Origin of the sequence: Campylobacter sp. RM19072, from assembly GCF_024723485.1 — a bacterium.
GTDB lineage: Bacteria > Campylobacterota > Campylobacteria > Campylobacterales > Campylobacteraceae > Campylobacter > Campylobacter porcelli.
Genome location: NZ_JANQCU010000012.1, coordinates 21,009 through 38,020 on the forward strand (window position 1 = coordinate 21,009; position 17,012 = coordinate 38,020).

Below are 17,012 nucleotides of genomic sequence, written 5' to 3' on the forward strand. Positions count from 1 at the left end.
CTCTTGTAGTTTTTTCATTAAAGGAGAGTTGCAATCGCTATTTAATCTAATATCAAAACTACCTTGAGATAGCTCTCTTAATGTATTTACTGTATCATTTATAAATTTTCGTTCAGAGCTAATTTGAGTGCGTAAATTTAATATATTTTGATTGATCATCTTAGCTATTACGCCAAATTCATCTTTGGAGTTTATATTTATAGTTTTACAATCTTCTTTTTCGCTGCCTAAGAAAGCAAAAAATCCTCTAAGACCATCGCTGACTATCTCGATTTGACCAATCTTTTTACGAAGTAAAATAGAGCCTAATACAATTACTGTGATATTAATGATAAATAGACCAATTACTATGTTAAAATATAGTGATGATTTATCAATTTTAGATTGGACTTCGCTATTAGTTCTTTGCTTTAGCATTACAAAAAATTCATCAATAGGCTCCATAATTTTAGCCTTTTGTATATGATACTCTTTAGAGTGAGTAAGGCTCATAGCTAGTTCTTTATTAGGCTGCCCTATAGCATACCCCCCCCCATTAGACTCATCAGCAAATTTACCCATAACGGCATTCATCGCCTTAATCTCTATATCAACTAAATTATTTGATCGTTTTTCTGACTCTTTGAGCTTATCAAGTTCAGCTTGACTAAAGCCTAAATTTTGCATTTTTTGAGTTAAAGAGATCATCTCTTTACTATCAGGACGCGGTTTAACACCACTAGATGCTACAAAATCCCAATAAATTCTCTCATACTCAACTGGGCGTGGCGCTTTGCCACTTCTAATATCTAAAATAGCATTATATTGATCAATGTAGCTACTATCGCCTGTTACGCTATATGTGCGTACAAGTCTTGTTAAATCATCTGAGCTTTGGCGAAGTTCATCAGCAAGCAAATATGATTGATACCTTTTCTCATTAGCACTAATCAACTCATCTTGCACCCCCATTACACCTAAAATAGCTACCAAATTTAGCGCAATAGCAATAATAATCGCACCAAAAATAAGATAAAACAAGGTAGTAAATTTCATGTAAATCCTTTAACTTATAAATTTTGATTTACATTATGGTACTGATATTGAAATTAAATATTGCTTAATATTATAAAAGTATTAGTAATTTATTATGAATTTAAGCGTGGTAAAATCACGCTTAAATAGTGATATTTTATAAACTCTCTTTAATCTCTATTGTATTTATTTTATCGCCTTGTTTAATTGCATCTAAAACACTTTTGCTATCATCATCAATTAGGTCTCCAAATATTGTATGGACGCCATTTAGATGCGGTTGAGGGCTATGACAGACGAAAAATTGACTACCGCCTGTATCTCTTCCAGCGTGTGCCATACTTAGGCTACCTCTTTCGTGTTTGCGTTTTTGACCTACGCATTCGCACTTTATTCTCCAGCCAGGTCCGCCAACTCCATTGCCATATGGACAACCGCCTTGGATAACGAAATTTGGGATAACTCTATGAAAATTAAGTCCATCATAAAATCCAGATTTGGCTAATTCTACGAAGTTAGCCACAGTTTGTGGGGCTTCATCTGGATATAGCTTGGCTACCATATCGCCTTTATCAGTTTTAATAACTGCGAATTTACACTTAGCTAACTCATTGCTATCTATATTATATACTTTCAATTTTTCCATTAATTCTCCTTTACTCTATATTTGTATATACAGCTTGTACATCATCGTCATCATCAAGCTTATCTAAAAGCTTCTCAATCTCGCCAAGCTCTTCATCATTAAGCGTGATTGTGGAATTTGGAATATACTGCAAACTGCCTTTTTTTAGAGTTAAATTACACTTCTCAATCCCATCACTAAGTGTGCCAAAGCTCTTATAATCGCCATATATCATCAGGCTATTTTCGCCCTTTTCTAAAAGCTCAAGACCATAATCAATCAGCTCCAACTCCAACTCTTCAAGATCGCTATTTGGCACCCCTACTTCAAACACTGCTTTACGACTAAACATAAAACTAAGGCTACCACTTGGCAATATCTCGCCGCCATTTTTATTAAATATCGCTTTGACATTTGCTACTGTTCTAGTGGCATTATCAGTAGCTGCTTCTACGATAATTTGCACTCCGTGAGCGGCCTTGCCATCGTAAAATATAGTTTTAATATCGCTACTATCTTTTCCACTTGCTCTTTTTATAGCTGCGTCAATATTATCTTTTGGCATATTTTGAGCTTTGGCTGTAGCTATGGCTGAGCGGAGTTTTGGGTTCATATCTGGGTCGCTTCCACCCTCTTTAGCTGCTACTGTGATGGCTTTGGCTAGTTTTGGAAATAGCTTACTCATCTTATCCCATCTAGCTTCTTTACTAGCTCTTCTATACTCAAATGCTCGTCCCATTTTTGTCCTTTTGGATTTTATAAAGCGTGAATTATAGCAAAAAATCGTTAAATTTTAATTAGCTATATAGTTATATAATTTTTGAAATTTAATTCTAGGATAAAGTTATGAAATTTGAAGTTAAAAATATCAATTGTCAAAGTTGTGTAAATTTGATTAAAAACTCCCTTGAAGATGAATTTGGAAAGATTGATATTGATCTATCTTGTGAGCCAAAAATTCTTACCATAGATATAAATAGTGATGAGATTAAGGCTAAATTTATAGATGAGCTAAATGAGCTTGGTTTTGAAGTTATTAAAGAAATTTAGGAATTTACTTGAATAAGATTGAGCTAAAAATTAGCGGAATGAGCTGTGTAAATTGTGCAAATTCCATCGCCAAATCTGCCTTAAAAATACCAGGAATTAAATCTGCAAATATCGATTTTAACACTCATTGCGGTGTATTTGAATATGACAAAGAGGATAATATCCAAGCACTTAAAGATAAGATTATTAAGCTTGGATTTAGCATACAAAGTAGTCAAAGTGATTTAGAAATAGCCCAAAAAAAGGAGCTAAAAAGCTACCAAAATAAATTTATAATCTCCATAATTATAAGCGTGATTTTAATGTGGATAGAGATGAGCCAGTATGATTTAGCGTGGTTAATGGCTATTTTGGCCGCTATTGGGGTGTTTTATTGTGGATTTGGGTTTTATTGGCATGCTATAAAAAGCTTAAAAGAGCGAAATTATGATATGAATGTATTGATATTTTTAGGCACTTTTTGTGCTTTTTGCTACTCTATTTTTGCGACAATTTTTAATAGCTATATCCCATTGAATTTAAACTACCTCTACTTTAGCGGTGCGACTATGATTATCTCTTTTGTCTTGCTTGGTAGATACCTAGAGAGTAAGGCTAAAGCTATGGCTTCATCGCATCTAAAAGCCTTAATCGACCTAAGTCCAGCCAAAGCCTTTATCATCACAAGCGATGGCAGTGCTAAGGAGATAGTAGCAAGTAAGCTTAAAATTGGTGATATAGTTTTAGTCAAAACAGGCTCCATAATCCCATGCGATGGGGTGATAAAAAATGGTGGAGCTGAGATTGATACAAGTGCTATAAATGGCGAGAGTCTGCCTGTTTATCGCAGTATAGCTCAAGAGGTTTATAGTGGGACTTTGGTTTGTAATGGCCATATACTAATAAAAGTTACTAAAAGCCCAAATTCAACCCTACTAGCACAGATATTAGAGCTTATACAAACCGCAGCAAGCAAAAAATTAGCCATATCCAAACTAGCAGATAAAATATCAAATATTTTCGTCCCTAGCATAGTGGCTATAGCAGTGGTTACATTTTGTATATGGGCGATTATGGGTATGCCATTTCAAGGTGCTTTGAGTGCGATTTGTGTGCTAATAATCTCATGCCCTTGCGCACTTGGACTTGCTACTCCAATTGCTATAGTTTGCGCTATATCTTTAGCCTTAAAACACTCCATTTTAATCAAAAATCCAGCAGCTCTAGAGCAGTTTAGCAATCTCAAATTTGCTGTATTTGATAAAACTGGAACAATCACAACTGGCGATATTAGCGTGATAGAGACAAATTTAAATAAAGAGAGTTTATCTTTAGTAGCTAGCATTTCATCATTAAACTCTCATCCAATCTCAAAAGCAATAGCACAATACGCAAAAGAGCTTGTAGATACCAAATTTCAAGCTAAATTTGAGTATATCAGTGGGCTTGGGATTAAAGGCGATAATATTTTAATTGGTAATGAGAGATTATTAAGCTTAAATTCAGTATTCATAGATGAAAATAATAAAGCTATAATAGAGCAAAAAATAGAAGTCGGATATGGCATAGTTCTAGTAGCAATAGGTGGCGAGTTTAGCGGATATATCGCAATTAGCGATACTATAAAACCTGAGGCAAAAGAGATTATAGATACTCTAAAATCGCAAAATATCACCCCTGTTATCCTAAGTGGAGATAACCAAAAAATAAGCAACGAAGTAGCCAAAAAGCTTGGAATAGAGATGGTATATAGCGAGGTTTTACCACAGCAAAAATATGAGATTATAGAGAGATTAAAAAAGTCTGGCAAGGTCGCTTTCATCGCTGATGGGATCAATGACGCCGCTGCTTTGAAAAGTGCTGATATATCAATAGCGATGAATTCTGGAAGTGATCTAGCTAAAAATAGTGCAGATATAATCTTAATGCAAAATAATCTAAATGGCGTGATAAAAAGCATAAATTTAGCCAAAAAAAGTAGCGATACCATAAAGCAAAATTTGATATGGGCATTTGGCTATAATGCCATTTGTATACCTATTGCCGCTGGGGTTTTGGAGCCATCTTTTGGAATTCATCTTACACCTATGTGGGCAGCATTTGCTATGAGTCTTAGCTCTATTAGCGTAGTTTTAAACTCACTAAGATTAAAGCTTAGTAAAATTTAATTATCTTTATTCGCTTTAATCTTGATGCGTTTTTATCAATACGATAGTAAAATTGATAACGCCATAATCGAAATTTAAAAATATAACATAGATGTAATTAAAAGTTTGTCTGAGTTTTAAGCAAAATTTAGCTAAAATCAGCCAAAAATTTAAGGAAATTTATGAAAGTAGCTGACGCATACTCCATGATTTGTATGATTTTTGCAACTAATTTTGCAAATGCCATCACAGATGAAGCTCTTAAAAAACTAAAGCCAAATTGGGTTTTAAAAACACAAAATCCAGAAAATGCTAAAGGCAATGAGCTTTTAGCCAAAACCTTATCGCATTGCACTGCTAGTGAGATTGTAGCGGATTTAGATAGCTTTAAGGGTGCTTGTTCTTTAAAATTTTTTAAGCAAATCAGCGATGAAGATATTAATAATTTTTATAAACAGATAAATTTTAATAAGCCTTTTTCGCACCTTCGAGATACGCATATATCCAATATGTTTTCACTTCTTGGAGTGATATTTAAAAATGACACAAATGATAAAACCCACGCTTTGCTAGGGCTGTATTTGGTAGATTTTTTCCTTCCTAGCCTTATACTATTTGCTAAATTTTTAAGATATAACGCCAAAACGCCATATTATCAAGCTATGGCTGAATTGATAATAGACTTCATCAAAACAATTAAGGTAAATTTGGGGCTTAAAATTGATATTAAATAGCTGGAATTTAATCTATTTAAATATGAACCCAGTGGCATTTAGCCTATTTGGAATAAATGTGCATTGGTATGGAATTATGTATGTTTTAGCCCTATTAATCGCACTTTGGGCTGCTAAATATTTTGTCAAAAAAGATAAGATTGCTATCTCAAATTCACTTTTGGACAGCTACTTTTTTTGGGTTGAGATTGGCGTAATTTTGGGAGCTAGAATAGGATATATCATCATATATGACCCAAATACACTATACTACCTTACTCATCCATGGCAGATATTTAATCCCTTTGCTAATGGTGAATTTGTAGGGATTAGAGGTATGAGCTATCATGGTGCGGTGATCGGATTTGTCGTTGCTACCTTGCTATTTTGCCGTGTATTTAAACAAAATATACTTTTATATTTAGACCTTGTGGCTATTAGTGTGCCTTTGGGTTATATATTTGGCAGGATTGGTAACTTTTTAAATCAAGAGTTAATAGGTCGTGTAACGGATGTAAGCTGGGGTGTGATGAGTGCTGGAGCGCTTCGCCATCCTAGTCAGATATATGAAGCTGTGCTTGAAGGGGTGGCGATATTTATTATTTTATACCTTTATAGGCGTTATAAGAGATTTAATGGCGAATTAATCGCCCTTTATGCTATGCTTTATCCGATTATGCGATTTATCTGTGAATTTTATAGAGAGCCTGATTTTGGTATTGGGTTTGTAGCATTTGGGCTAAGTATGGGGCAAATTCTATCTATTATTATGTTTGGTTTTGGTCTTTGGCTATACTTTTGGCTTAAATTTACTAAAAAATAGAGGCCGATATAGTGGCAATGATAATTTAGCCACTTTAAGCTATTTAAATTCAAAAAAGGGGACAAAATTTACTAGCTTTAAACAGCCAAGCGGTGGTAGTTGGATGGTTGTGGGTATGGGAATTATCGCTACTTTAGAACAAGTGGATATGGAGACTTGTCAAAAAGAGATCGTAGAGACTGTAAAACCTGAATAATAATCTCTCAAGCCTAAATTTCTAGGCTTGATTTTATAATATTGTTTAAATTCAGCTTTACAATATTAGCTAGATTTAGTATAACCTTACGCTAATATTAATTTAACCACCTTAATCTATATAAAAATAGCAAAATATCTCACCGCAAATAGCATTATCAACAGATCAAATTTAAATTTATAATCCCAATACCAAGCTATGAATACGCTCTAAAGCCTTGTTTAAGGCTAAATTTAGAGCATTTATAGGGTTGGCTTCATAATTTTGCTGGATTGTTACTATATCGCTTAATACCATCTTATCGCCATCTTTTAGCTCTAAAGCAATCTGGATAAAAGCATAATCATCTCTAATACTCATCTCAATTATATTTAAGCCAAGTTGCAATTTCGCTTGGCTACTTAGCTTTAAATGGCAGTTATTATATAGATATAGCTCAAAGGCCTTCTTAAGCATATCTTTTGGGCTGGAGATATATTTTACATTTTCCATTTTAGATATATTAATACCATCTTTAATGATAATATCTCTGCTATCGTAGCCATTTTGTACCTTGATATATGATAATTGTATAAATGTATCCGCTCGTCTATCGCAAATTAAATTTTTATTACTCTCATCATATCCAAGCTCGTAGTAATCTAATTTTGAAGCATCTTTAGCCAGGCAGCCACTTAGGATAAATGCTAAAACTAAACTTGCAAAAATTCTACTTATCATCTCTATTTTTAAAGAAAAACTCATAAGGATTATCCTCCAAATTATTTAAATTATTTTTTATCTGAATTAATAGATCATTTAGCTGCGAAATGCTATCAGTGGCTAAATTCAAAGTCGGGGCAACGATGGATTTAAAATCCATTTGTCCATCTTTGACCCTACTATCAATACTAGCCCAAGTCCCACCTACGCTATTTATAGTTTTATCTAAATTTAAAATCACATTTTGTAAATTTGCCCCATTTAAATCGCTAGTTATGCCATTTATATTTGAGATAATATTATCAATTTTCTCCAAATTTTCATAACTTGCTATGACATTCATAAGCGAATTTAGACGATCAATCGAATTTATCAATTTATCTATATTCTCTTGCTTTAAAGATATATCAATCTTATTTGCAATCCTATCTAAGCTATCTGTCAAATTTGCCGTTTTAGAGCCAATTTTATCTAATAAGCCCTCACCCATCATAAGCTCGGCTCGCTCTTTTTTATCAAATACCCTAGCCTCATCGCTACCTTTTGTGATATTAATATGAGCAATCCCGCTAATACCAGATCTCTCTACAATGGCTTTGCTATCGATTTTTATAGGTAAATTATCATCTACGCTAAGCCAAATTTCAATAGTAGCTAGACTTGGATTGCTAAAATAAATATCCTTCACATATCCTACTGGAACCCCTATAAAGCGAACTTCGCTATCTTTTTTAATCCCATTTGGTAGCTCCTTTGTAACGATATAATAATCTCTCATATCCTTACCATTATGCCCTTGCATAAAGAGTAAAAACACCCCCATAAAGCCAACAACTAAGCAAAAAAATAGCCCGACTATAAAGTATGAATTTCTATTTTCCATATCCTACCTCATCATAAATAGATCTTTTAATGGATTGTCTTTAAATTCCAAAGCTTGTTTTAAATCCCCCTCAAATACAATCTTCTTATTATCCACTATCAAAAATCTATCCAAAATATTAAATATACTATCTACATCGTGAGTTACCATAATTATAGTAACACCCAAGCTATCCCTAATTTCACAAATCAATCTATCCATCGCCCTAGCACTTATAGGGTCAAGTCCGGAGTTTGGCTCATCTAAAAATAGCACCCTTGGACTAAGTGCTAAAGCCCTAGCTAACGCCACTCTCTTTTTCATTCCACCACTTAACTCACTAGGATACAGACTCATCGCATTTGGTTTTAATCCAACTTTTATAAGCCACATTTTAGCCACTTCATCTATATCATTTTGGCTAAATTCACTATACTCCCTAAGCATAATTCCAATATTATCCAAAACACTCATATTACTAAAAAGCGCCCCAAACTGAAACATAACCCCCATTTGTAACTTAATGCTCTCTTGCTCTTTTAAAGATGCTCTCCAAATATCCACCCCGCCAATCTTCACACTTCCGCTACTTGGCTTTTTTAAAAATATCATGGTTTTTAAAAGCGTGGTTTTACCACTTCCAGACCCACCCAAAAGACCATAAATCTCACCACTTTTTATATGAAAATTTGCCCCATCATTAATGATTCTATCATTATAAGTAGTTACTATATCTTTACCAACTATCATACGCCAAGCTCTGTATAAATCACTGAAAATAACGCATCTAATGCAATAATCCAAAATATCGCATTTACCACGCTTTTAGTAGTTAGATAACCTACGCTACTAGTACTCCCACTAACCTCAAATCCCCTCATACAACCAATCAGTCCAATTACAGCACCAAAAAACGGCGTCTTAATCATCCCTACAAAAAAATGCCTTAGCTCCACACTCTCTTTAAATCTTTGTAAATACTCATAAAAGCTAAAATCTAAATATATTTTACACACTATCATCTGGGCTAAAATGCTAATTGCATTGGCTAAAAAGACCACCAAAGGCACAGCGATGATAAGTGCCATAATCCTAGGCATAACAACAAATTTAAATGGATCAAAGCCCATAGTTTTCATAGCTTCTATCTCTTCAGTTATCTTCATCACGCCAATTTGCGCTGTATAGCTAGAAGCAGACCTACCAGCTATCACAATCGCAGCAATAAGCGGCCCAACCTCACGCAAGGTCATTATCCCCATAATATCCACCACATAGATACTAGCACCAAATTGACTAAGCATACTAGCACCTTGATAGGCTAAAACCACACCAATTAAAAAACTAGTAAGCCCCACTATCCCCACAGACCCAAAACCAGCAGTTTTAATATGATTAGAAAGCTCTTGAAATCTAATCTTAAATGGCTCTTTAAATCCAGCGATCAACACAAACAAAAACTGCCCTAAAAATATACAAAAATTTATAATATTAAGCCGTATATCGATGATTGATTTGCCAACTTGCTCAATTAAATTTATATCCCTTGACTTGTCAATTGCTAAATTTAAAATCCGCTTATCACGCACTAAAGCAAAAATTTTATTAAATTTATCATTAGAATTAATAAGCTCAAATTCGCCCAAATTTTTACTAAAAAATATAGCCATAGCATAATCTATATGCTCTAAATTAGCAAGATCAATCTTAGATGGATTTAAGCCTTTTAATCTCCTTAAATCATCTTTGCTAATCCTATAATCCCATCTTCCAAATAGACGCAGTATATCGCCATCAAACTCAAATTTACTCATCTTTTTAAATAAACCCCAAAAGAAGCTATAAAAAGCGTCAAAATCGCTGGCCCTAAAATAATCCCCCAAAATCCAAAGCTAGATAGCCCAGCCATCATAGCAAAAAATATTAAAAGCTCATTGATATTAGCCTTATTCCCAATAAGCCTAAAGCTAATAAATTTAATAATCAAAGGCTTTATAAAATTATCGGCCAAAATAGATATTACAACTATAGTATAAATTGCGATTATAAGGGCATTAGCTAATCCAGATACACCAAATTCATATATACAAAGTGGCACAAAAACCAAAGCCCCACCCACGAATGGTATCAGCGAAGCAAAAGCAAATAAAACCCCAAATAGCACCCCATCATATCCATAAAAGCTAGCTATCAAAGCAAATAAAACCCCTTGTAATAGCATATTAGCAATTGTGGAGTAAAATACCACACTCATAGTATTTGCCACTTCGCTAAATATCTCTTTTATCTCCTTAGTTGCAATCGGCGCTACACTTGCCACATAGCTACTAAGATAAGCCCCATAATAGTGAGTAAAAAATATAAATATCATAATAAATCCCATATCTACAATGAAATTTACGCCATTATTAAGGGTTAAGCTAAGATACTCTATGGATTTTTTCGCCACCCCTTCTAAATCCAAATTAGCTAAGAAATCTACAATTTTTGGCTCTAAAAATCCAAATTTATCCAAAATTATAATATTATAGTTTTTAATCTGATTGATGGTTTCATTTATGGTATTTATATCTAAATTTGAGATATATTTTATTAATGAAAATATAAGATAAAAAAATGGCAAACAAAATATAGCAAAAAGGATAATCATAGTAATGATAGTGGCTAAAATTTGGCTATTTTTGCTTATTTTTAGGCTAAATTTTTGAATGCTTAGAGTTGATATAGCTAGCAAAATCCCAATTGACATAGTCATCAAATAATCTTTAAAAAGATACAATAAAGCCGCCAATAAAACAAGCAAAAATCCAGAGTAAAATACCTTGCTAGTGCGTAATTTTTCACTCATCAAAAAGCCCTTTATCAGACTCATTAATCATATGCTTTGGTGGCTGTTTGCCAAAAATTTTATAAGTTTGATCGCTTAGTATTCTACCCTTTGCTGTCCTTTGTATATACCCATTGCTTAATAGATATGGCTCGATAACATCTTCTATAGTGCCCTCATCTTCGCTCAAAGCTGCAGCTATAGTAGAAAGCCCCAAAGCACGAGTAGAGTATGCTAAGATATTAAGATATTTTAGATCCATCTCATCAAATCCAAGCTCATTTACTCCTAGGCTATCAAGCGCCATCTTAGCCCTTTTAGAGCTGATACTGCTCTCATCGGCCACTTCAGCAAAATCCCTAATTCTTCTAAGCAATCTAAGTGCTATTCTAGGCGTTCCACGACTACGCCTTGCTATTTCTAAACTAGCATCTTTACTAGTAGCCTTGCCTAATTTATTTGCTGCTAAGGATATAATCTCTCCTAGCTCATCAGCACTATAAAACTGCAATCTAAACTGCATTCCAAAGCGATCACGAAGCGGTGCTGAGATCATACCAGCTCTAGTAGTAGCACCTATTAGAGTAAATTTAGGAATATCAATCTTGATTGTCTGCGCTGCTGGGCCGCTACCTATGATAATATCAAGCCGAAAATCCTCCATAGCTGAGTAAAGCACCTCTTCAATAGCTGGACTAAGGCGGTGAATTTCATCTATAAATAGCACATCGCCCTCTTCTAAATTTGTCAAAATCGCAGCCAAATCGCCACTTTTTTCTATCATTGGGGCTGAAGTTATCTTGATATTTGCCTCCATCTTAGAAGCAATGATATGAGCCAAAGTGGTCTTCCCAAGTCCTGGAGGCCCATAAAATAAGGCGTGATCTAGACACTCGCCACGCTTTTTAGCCGCAGCTATAAAAACCTCTAAATTTGCCTTAATCTTATCTTGACCTATATATTCAGCAAAACTTGAAGGCCTTAAACTAACCTCATACTCAGCATCAAAGCTAACTCTCTCAATCTCTACAATCCTATCCAAATCCCAGTCCTATAACTCAAAATTTATCAAATTTCGCACCCATTTTCTCATAATAATACGCCCCACCCCTAATCTCTTTAACATTGCTAAAACCATGCTTTTTAAGCAGTTTTAACGCATCTTTAGAGCGAGTTGCAGTAGCGCACATTAGATAAAATTCATCATCTTTTTTAAATATACTCTCAATAGAGCTTACAAATAGCGGATTAACCTTACCGCTTAAATTCGCATAAGTAATCAAATGCGATCCATTTAATATCCCAAACTCAAGCCACTCGCTAGGCAAGCGAATATCTACTATTTTACTATTTTGTATATTCATATTCTTGACTTGGAAATTTAATATTTTTTACTTCATCAGCGTATTTTTTCATCGCTTCACGAATCAAATTCGCCCCATCTAAATATCTCTTGACAAATTTAGGCTTAAACTCATCATAAAACCCAAACGCATCGCTCCATACCAGCACCTGCCCATCAGTATCGCTTCCAGCTCCAATACCGATAGTAGGCACACTAAGAGCTTGTGTAACTCTTTTTGCTAGATGGCTTGGCACCCCTTCTATCAGCACCATTTTTGCCCCGGCTGCTTCTAAGGCCAAGGCATCTTCGATAATAGCATTTGCCTCATTCTCATCTTTTCCAGCGACCCTATATCCGCCCTCTTTTCTTGAAAGTTGTGGCTTTAAACCTATGTGAGCGATAACGGCAATTCCATTTTGATTTAATAATTTTATCGTCTGAGCCATCTCTTTTGAACCTTCGATTTTCACAGCATCGCAAAGAGTATTTTTATAAATTTTCACAGCATTTTTTAATGTAATTTCTGGTGTTATAGTTGAGCCAAAAGGCATATCCACGACCAAAAACGCTCTCTTAGCACCCATTTGAACGGCTTTTGCGTGATATATCATCTCATCTACGCTAAGCCCTATAGTCTCATTTTTACCACCAAAGCTCATATTTAGACTATCGCCTACTAAAATCATATCCACATAATCATCAAAAAGCCTAGCAAACAAAGCATCATAGGCCGTAATCATAACGATTTTTTCCCTATTTTTCTTAGCGATCAAATCGCCTATTGTTACTTTTTTCACACATTTCCTTTAATTTTTTGAAATATTTTACTAAATTTAACTTAAATTTTGTTACAATTTGACAAAAATCTAAAGAGCAAGCGATGGGTTTATTAAAAGAATTAGAAGCAAACTATGAATTAGACATTATAGAAGATTATCTTACTCATTTTGGATTTATAAATGGCACTCTTGATAAACTCATTGTAAATTTAAGCCATAGCGATAAATTTGATGATAGTAGCAGTGAGCTTTATAGAATTTTTCACAATCTCAAAACCGCAAGTCAATATCTAGAACTAGATCAAATAGTCAAATTAACAACAATCGTAGAAGATATTACAAGTAGATTAAAATCCAGCCACACTACAGGTGCGACTGCTTCAAATGAGCTAATAGATTGGCTTCTTTTAGTAGTGGATCAATTGCAAGGCTACTTAGATGATATAGAAAATGATGAGATATATTTAAGGATATTAAATCCCAAAATCATCGCCATTCCAAATAAAATTTTTAATTAATTTTTAAGCTAAATTTGAGTATTATTCCAGCCTTTTATGGGGGTGACTTGGCTTCGACAGGAGTAGTGAGGTCACGGTGGCATGCAGCTTTTGGCATAGCTTAAAAAGCCTAAATTAAAATTAAACGCAAACAACGTTAAATTCGCTCCTGCTTACGCTAAAGCTGCGTAAGTTCAGTTGAGCCTTGCTATTTGGCGATACTATCTAGCTAAACAAGCGAGTAATCCTTAGATAGTGTAGTTTTGGTATTTGACGAGTATCAAGGCGAATTTTAGTCTTAGCTTGGCTAGTTGTTTTGGGAAGTGAGCAAGGCTGAGTGAAAATTTCACTTCTGCTAAGCATGTAGAGGCTGTGGGTTTGTTATTTTTGGACTGCGGTTCGATCCCGCACACCTCCACCATTTTTATTTTTTATCCCTTTTTATTTATTTTCGTTTATTTTTATAAAACCCCTATTTATCGAGATTTAATACCCTTTTTTATACTATTTTTAATTAGTTTTATTTTATTTTATTTAACTATTTTTAATAAACTTTACTTACAACTTTACTTACAATTGCTCAAAATCTACAAAATTGTAAGTAAATTTATTTTGGAGCAAAAAATGCATAAAAAGCCAATGACAGATAAAGAGCTAAAATCACTAAAGCCAACAGATAAGATATATCGCAAAAGCTGTAGCTATTGTGGATTGATGGTTAGGGTTATGCCAAGTGGAAATAAATATTTTGAATTTGAAAACAAAGCTAATAAAATACGCCTAGCTATAGGTGAGTATGGGGATATTAGCCTAAATAGGGCAAAAGAGATAGCATTTGATATGCTAAGTCGCCTAAAATCTGGCGAGAGCTTAAAAAATAGTGGCGCTACATTTGGGGATTTGGCTGATAGATTGCTAGAGATTAAGAGTGCCACGCTAGCGCCAAGTAGTATAAAGCGTGATAGAATTTTGCTACAAAAGCCTAAAAAACTGCTAAATATGGATATAAGTAAGATAACAACGCTTGATATAATAGAGGCTATAAAAGAGTTTGAAAATGGCTCTGATACGCCAAAAAGGCTCTTTAACCTAATCTCTCAAGTCTATAAATCCGCTAATCACATCACAAGAAATATCACAACTGATATAAACTACAAATATACATTTAAATCAGTTAATAAGCAAAACTACCCCACACTAACAAAAGATAGAGATATAAAAGCTTTAATGATAAGCATTGATGAATATAACGGATATATAGCCACCAAATACGCTCTAAAATTAGCAATTTATAGCGCAGTGCGGCCATTTAACGCTAGGTCTGCTCACTGGGATGAGATAGATCTAAAGAGTAAAATTTGGACAATACCAGCTAATAAAATGAAAATGAAGCGTGAATTTGAGTTGCCATTAAGCACAAGTTTGGTAAGAATTTTAAACGAATATAAAGAGCTTCAAGGCTGGGGCGGATATCTATTTAAGAGTTTAAAAAGCGATCTAAGACCGCTAAGCGAAAATGCGCTAAATACCGCTTTAAGGCGTATGGGATACAGAAGAGATGAGCTTGTCTCTCACGGATTTAGAGCTATGTTTAGCACATTAGCTCACGAAAATTTAGAGGCACATAAACAAAGTAGCGAGATAATAGAGCGTTGCCTAGCTCATCAAGATAAAAATAGCGTAAGAGCAGTATATAACCGCTCAAAGCAGATAGAGTATATGCGTAAAGTTATGCAGTGGTGGGGAGAGTATTTAGATAGGCTTTTATTAGATAAAAATAGTTAATAAAGCCTTTAAAATATAAATATTATAAAATATGCTTTTTAATCTTTTTCTTCACTACTGGGCTTTGCTTAATTCTGTTTTTTAACTCATTTAAAAAATTTTGCGACATCTCATCACACTCTTGTAATGTCGCATTATCTATAAGTTCATTTTTTGATTTTAAAAAACATTGATTGCAGTCTATAATGCAATCTTTAGTTATAAAATCATAATCTCCAGCTTTGATATCTATAATACATTCTAAATAGGCCTGATTGTTTGTGCGTTTGGCAAATAGCGATGAAGTTATCATATTTAAAAGTAGCATATTATCATCATTATATGGAATAATTATATACATATGTGCTGCTACTTTAGGATTATTCTTTACAAACTCAGGGTCTCTATATCGTATTATAAATTTATGTGGGTTAGCTATGGCTTTTTCTAGCTCACTAATAGTCACTCAAAATCCCCAATAAACCACTTTTTATTTAATTCTACTTGCTCTTTAGGGATACATTCAAATGGGCTGTTTTCAGGATTATCACTAAAAAAATCTAATATATTCATATCTACGCTTTTTTTTGTTTTAAGCTCATTTTCATGCTTTTTCCACTCATAATAATCGTGAGTGAAATTTACAAGCTCCCACTCTCCATATTGACTAAAATTTTCAATAGCAAAATCTAGCGCTTCTTTATCTGTTTCACTAAGCTCATCATAATCTTCAATATCATCTATAACTTTAACATTAAATTTATCATAGCTTCTTATTAAGCCTTTTGCATACTCCTTATCATCTGTTAAAATTTGGTAATAATGCTCTTTCATGATATCCAATGCTATACTAGCTACTGGCCCATTTGGCATAGCTATAAATTTATCTTTTGCTATTAATCTACCATAAGCTCTTAAATGATATCTTTGTGCGAAAAAAAATAACTTTAAAATAGCCATCCGATTTGCTATTTTATCTTCATTTTGACTTGCTTTTATTATTAAATAGTGCAAGGCTTGTATAATTGCTCTTACTTCATCCATTTTATCGCCCTTGAAATTTAGTGTAATTATACCACAAATGGGCTGAGTTTAGCCCCTAGCCCTCTCTAATCTCTTAATTAAGTTATTAGCTCTCCTTGGAGTTTGCTTAGCCCATTTTGAGTTTTTGATATTCTCTATAGCCTTAGAATAATCTAAAAGCTTTAGATACTTTTGCGTATTTACAAAGCTACCAAAGCCTTTGATACCTAATTGATAAATCATATCATAGATACCTATTTTTACCACTTCAGGAAGACTGTCTATCCAACTATAAATTTCATCTACACTCTTTATAAGCTTTTTAACTTTACGATTTAAAATTTGAGTAGCAACTTCTTCGCTCATTGGCTCTATAACGCCATCATTTAGAGCTATTTCATCTTTGGTTAGATACTTTACATTAAAGCCATAACCGATAGTATCAACTCCTTCTGAGCATTGATATATACTCGCTCTAAAACCTTCTTCAACTTTAAGCTCACTTATAAGCTCATTTAATCCATCTTTACTTAAACTCATCTTGCACTCCTTAATCTCTTAGTTTTATGTTGTTCTCTTGTCTTCTAGCTGCCTGAGCTGACCTAATGCTTTGTAGGATTGATTGCGTATCTCTGGTGCTATTTTTCACTTCTATTAAGTCATTCT

The 17,012-nt window shown here is 33.9% G+C and carries 20 protein-coding genes and 1 other RNA gene; 8 read left to right on the forward strand and 13 right to left on the reverse strand.

Annotated elements, in window-relative coordinates:
• Positions 1–1,171: 1,171 nt before the first annotated feature.
• Together CSUIS19072_RS06580 and CSUIS19072_RS06585 are read right to left on the reverse strand one after the other, a co-directional pair.
• Positions 1,172–1,660 (reverse strand): peptidylprolyl isomerase, encoded by a 489-nt coding sequence (locus CSUIS19072_RS06580; protein ID WP_086293690.1) that lies wholly within the window; start codon positions 1,658–1,660, stop codon positions 1,172–1,174.
• A gap of 10 nt (positions 1,661–1,670) precedes the next feature.
• On the reverse strand, positions 1,671–2,378 hold the full coding sequence (locus tag CSUIS19072_RS06585) for a YebC/PmpR family DNA-binding transcriptional regulator (protein WP_086237852.1): 708 nt from the start codon (positions 2,376–2,378) through the stop codon (positions 1,671–1,673).
• Positions 2,379–2,485: 107 nt separating this feature from the next.
• On the opposite strand from CSUIS19072_RS06585, the gene CSUIS19072_RS06590 reads away from it, so the two are divergent.
• The 5 genes from CSUIS19072_RS06590 (at position 2,486) to CSUIS19072_RS06610 (ending at position 6,547) form a co-directional block, all read left to right on the forward strand.
• Positions 2,486–2,689, forward strand: coding sequence for a heavy-metal-associated domain-containing protein (locus CSUIS19072_RS06590; protein ID WP_086237851.1), 204 nt, complete (start codon positions 2,486–2,488; stop codon positions 2,687–2,689).
• Positions 2,690–2,697: 8 nt separating this feature from the next.
• A complete protein-coding gene (locus CSUIS19072_RS06595; RefSeq protein WP_236847931.1) occupies positions 2,698–4,836 on the forward strand; it encodes a heavy metal translocating P-type ATPase in 2,139 nt (712 codons plus the stop codon).
• 161 nt (positions 4,837–4,997) lie between these two features.
• On the forward strand, positions 4,998–5,549 hold the full coding sequence (locus CSUIS19072_RS06600; protein WP_086237850.1) for a hypothetical protein: 552 nt from the start codon (positions 4,998–5,000) through the stop codon (positions 5,547–5,549).
• A 22-nt stretch (positions 5,550–5,571) separates the two neighbouring features.
• On the forward strand, positions 5,572–6,351 hold the full coding sequence (gene lgt / locus CSUIS19072_RS06605; RefSeq protein ID WP_086237865.1) for a prolipoprotein diacylglyceryl transferase: 780 nt from the start codon (positions 5,572–5,574) through the stop codon (positions 6,349–6,351).
• Positions 6,308–6,547: a hypothetical protein gene (locus CSUIS19072_RS06610; RefSeq protein WP_086237849.1), complete on the forward strand. Its 240-nt coding sequence runs from the start codon at positions 6,308–6,310 to the stop codon at positions 6,545–6,547. The genes lgt and CSUIS19072_RS06610 overlap by 44 nt, the downstream gene beginning before the upstream one ends.
• A gap of 177 nt (positions 6,548–6,724) precedes the next feature.
• Here the strand turns inward: CSUIS19072_RS06610 and CSUIS19072_RS06615 are convergent, their stop codons facing one another.
• The 8 genes from CSUIS19072_RS06615 to panB are packed head-to-tail and all read right to left on the reverse strand — an operon-like array spanning position 6,725 to position 13,080.
• On the reverse strand, positions 6,725–7,291 hold the full coding sequence (locus CSUIS19072_RS06615) for a hypothetical protein (RefSeq protein ID WP_086293688.1): 567 nt from the start codon (positions 7,289–7,291) through the stop codon (positions 6,725–6,727).
• Positions 7,257–8,132, reverse strand: coding sequence for an MlaD family protein (locus tag CSUIS19072_RS06620; RefSeq protein WP_086237847.1), 876 nt, complete (start codon positions 8,130–8,132; stop codon positions 7,257–7,259). The genes CSUIS19072_RS06615 and CSUIS19072_RS06620 overlap by 35 nt, the downstream gene beginning before the upstream one ends.
• A 3-nt stretch (positions 8,133–8,135) precedes the next feature.
• Positions 8,136–8,861, reverse strand: a complete 726-nt coding sequence (locus tag CSUIS19072_RS06625; protein WP_086237846.1) for an ABC transporter ATP-binding protein — start codon at positions 8,859–8,861, stop codon at positions 8,136–8,138.
• Entirely contained in the window at positions 8,858–9,925 is a 1,068-nt protein-coding gene (locus CSUIS19072_RS06630; RefSeq protein ID WP_086293686.1) for an MlaE family ABC transporter permease, read from the reverse strand. The genes CSUIS19072_RS06625 and CSUIS19072_RS06630 overlap by 4 nt, the downstream gene beginning before the upstream one ends.
• Positions 9,922–10,959 (reverse strand): AI-2E family transporter, encoded by a 1,038-nt coding sequence (locus tag CSUIS19072_RS06635; protein ID WP_086293684.1) that lies wholly within the window; start codon positions 10,957–10,959, stop codon positions 9,922–9,924. Before CSUIS19072_RS06635 ends, CSUIS19072_RS06630 begins: the two co-directional genes overlap by 4 nt.
• Positions 10,952–11,980 (reverse strand): Holliday junction branch migration DNA helicase RuvB, encoded by a 1,029-nt coding sequence (ruvB, locus tag CSUIS19072_RS06640; RefSeq protein WP_086237843.1) that lies wholly within the window; start codon positions 11,978–11,980, stop codon positions 10,952–10,954. Before ruvB ends, CSUIS19072_RS06635 begins: the two co-directional genes overlap by 8 nt.
• A gap of 16 nt (positions 11,981–11,996) precedes the next feature.
• The gene (locus tag CSUIS19072_RS06645; protein WP_086293682.1) at positions 11,997–12,302 is read right to left on the reverse strand and encodes a rhodanese-like domain-containing protein; all 306 of its coding nucleotides are present in this window, start codon (positions 12,300–12,302) and stop codon (positions 11,997–11,999) included.
• A complete protein-coding gene (panB, locus tag CSUIS19072_RS06650; protein WP_086293680.1) occupies positions 12,286–13,080 on the reverse strand; it encodes a 3-methyl-2-oxobutanoate hydroxymethyltransferase in 795 nt (264 codons plus the stop codon). Before panB ends, CSUIS19072_RS06645 begins: the two co-directional genes overlap by 17 nt.
• A gap of 83 nt (positions 13,081–13,163) precedes the next feature.
• Between panB and CSUIS19072_RS06655 the strand changes: the two genes are divergently transcribed.
• From CSUIS19072_RS06655 to CSUIS19072_RS06665, 3 genes are all read left to right on the forward strand, one after another.
• Positions 13,164–13,580, forward strand: a complete 417-nt coding sequence (locus CSUIS19072_RS06655; protein WP_086293678.1) for a phosphorelay protein — start codon at positions 13,164–13,166, stop codon at positions 13,578–13,580.
• Between the two features lie 38 nt (positions 13,581–13,618).
• Positions 13,619–13,980: a transfer-messenger RNA gene (gene ssrA, locus CSUIS19072_RS06660) on the forward strand.
• Between the two features lie 203 nt (positions 13,981–14,183).
• On the forward strand, positions 14,184–15,344 hold the full coding sequence (locus tag CSUIS19072_RS06665) for a tyrosine-type recombinase/integrase (RefSeq protein ID WP_086237839.1): 1,161 nt from the start codon (positions 14,184–14,186) through the stop codon (positions 15,342–15,344).
• A gap of 22 nt (positions 15,345–15,366) precedes the next feature.
• Here CSUIS19072_RS06665 and CSUIS19072_RS06670 read toward each other — a convergent pair whose 3' ends face one another.
• The 3 genes from CSUIS19072_RS06670 to CSUIS19072_RS06680 are packed head-to-tail and all read right to left on the reverse strand — an operon-like array spanning position 15,367 to position 16,886.
• Positions 15,367–15,789, reverse strand: coding sequence for a hypothetical protein (locus tag CSUIS19072_RS06670; protein WP_086237838.1), 423 nt, complete (start codon positions 15,787–15,789; stop codon positions 15,367–15,369).
• The gene (locus CSUIS19072_RS06675) at positions 15,786–16,367 is read right to left on the reverse strand and encodes a Panacea domain-containing protein (RefSeq protein WP_086237837.1); all 582 of its coding nucleotides are present in this window, start codon (positions 16,365–16,367) and stop codon (positions 15,786–15,788) included. Before CSUIS19072_RS06675 ends, CSUIS19072_RS06670 begins: the two co-directional genes overlap by 4 nt.
• A gap of 48 nt (positions 16,368–16,415) precedes the next feature.
• On the reverse strand, positions 16,416–16,886 hold the full coding sequence (locus CSUIS19072_RS06680; protein WP_086237836.1) for a glycoside hydrolase family protein: 471 nt from the start codon (positions 16,884–16,886) through the stop codon (positions 16,416–16,418).
• Positions 16,887–17,012 lie beyond the last annotated feature (126 nt).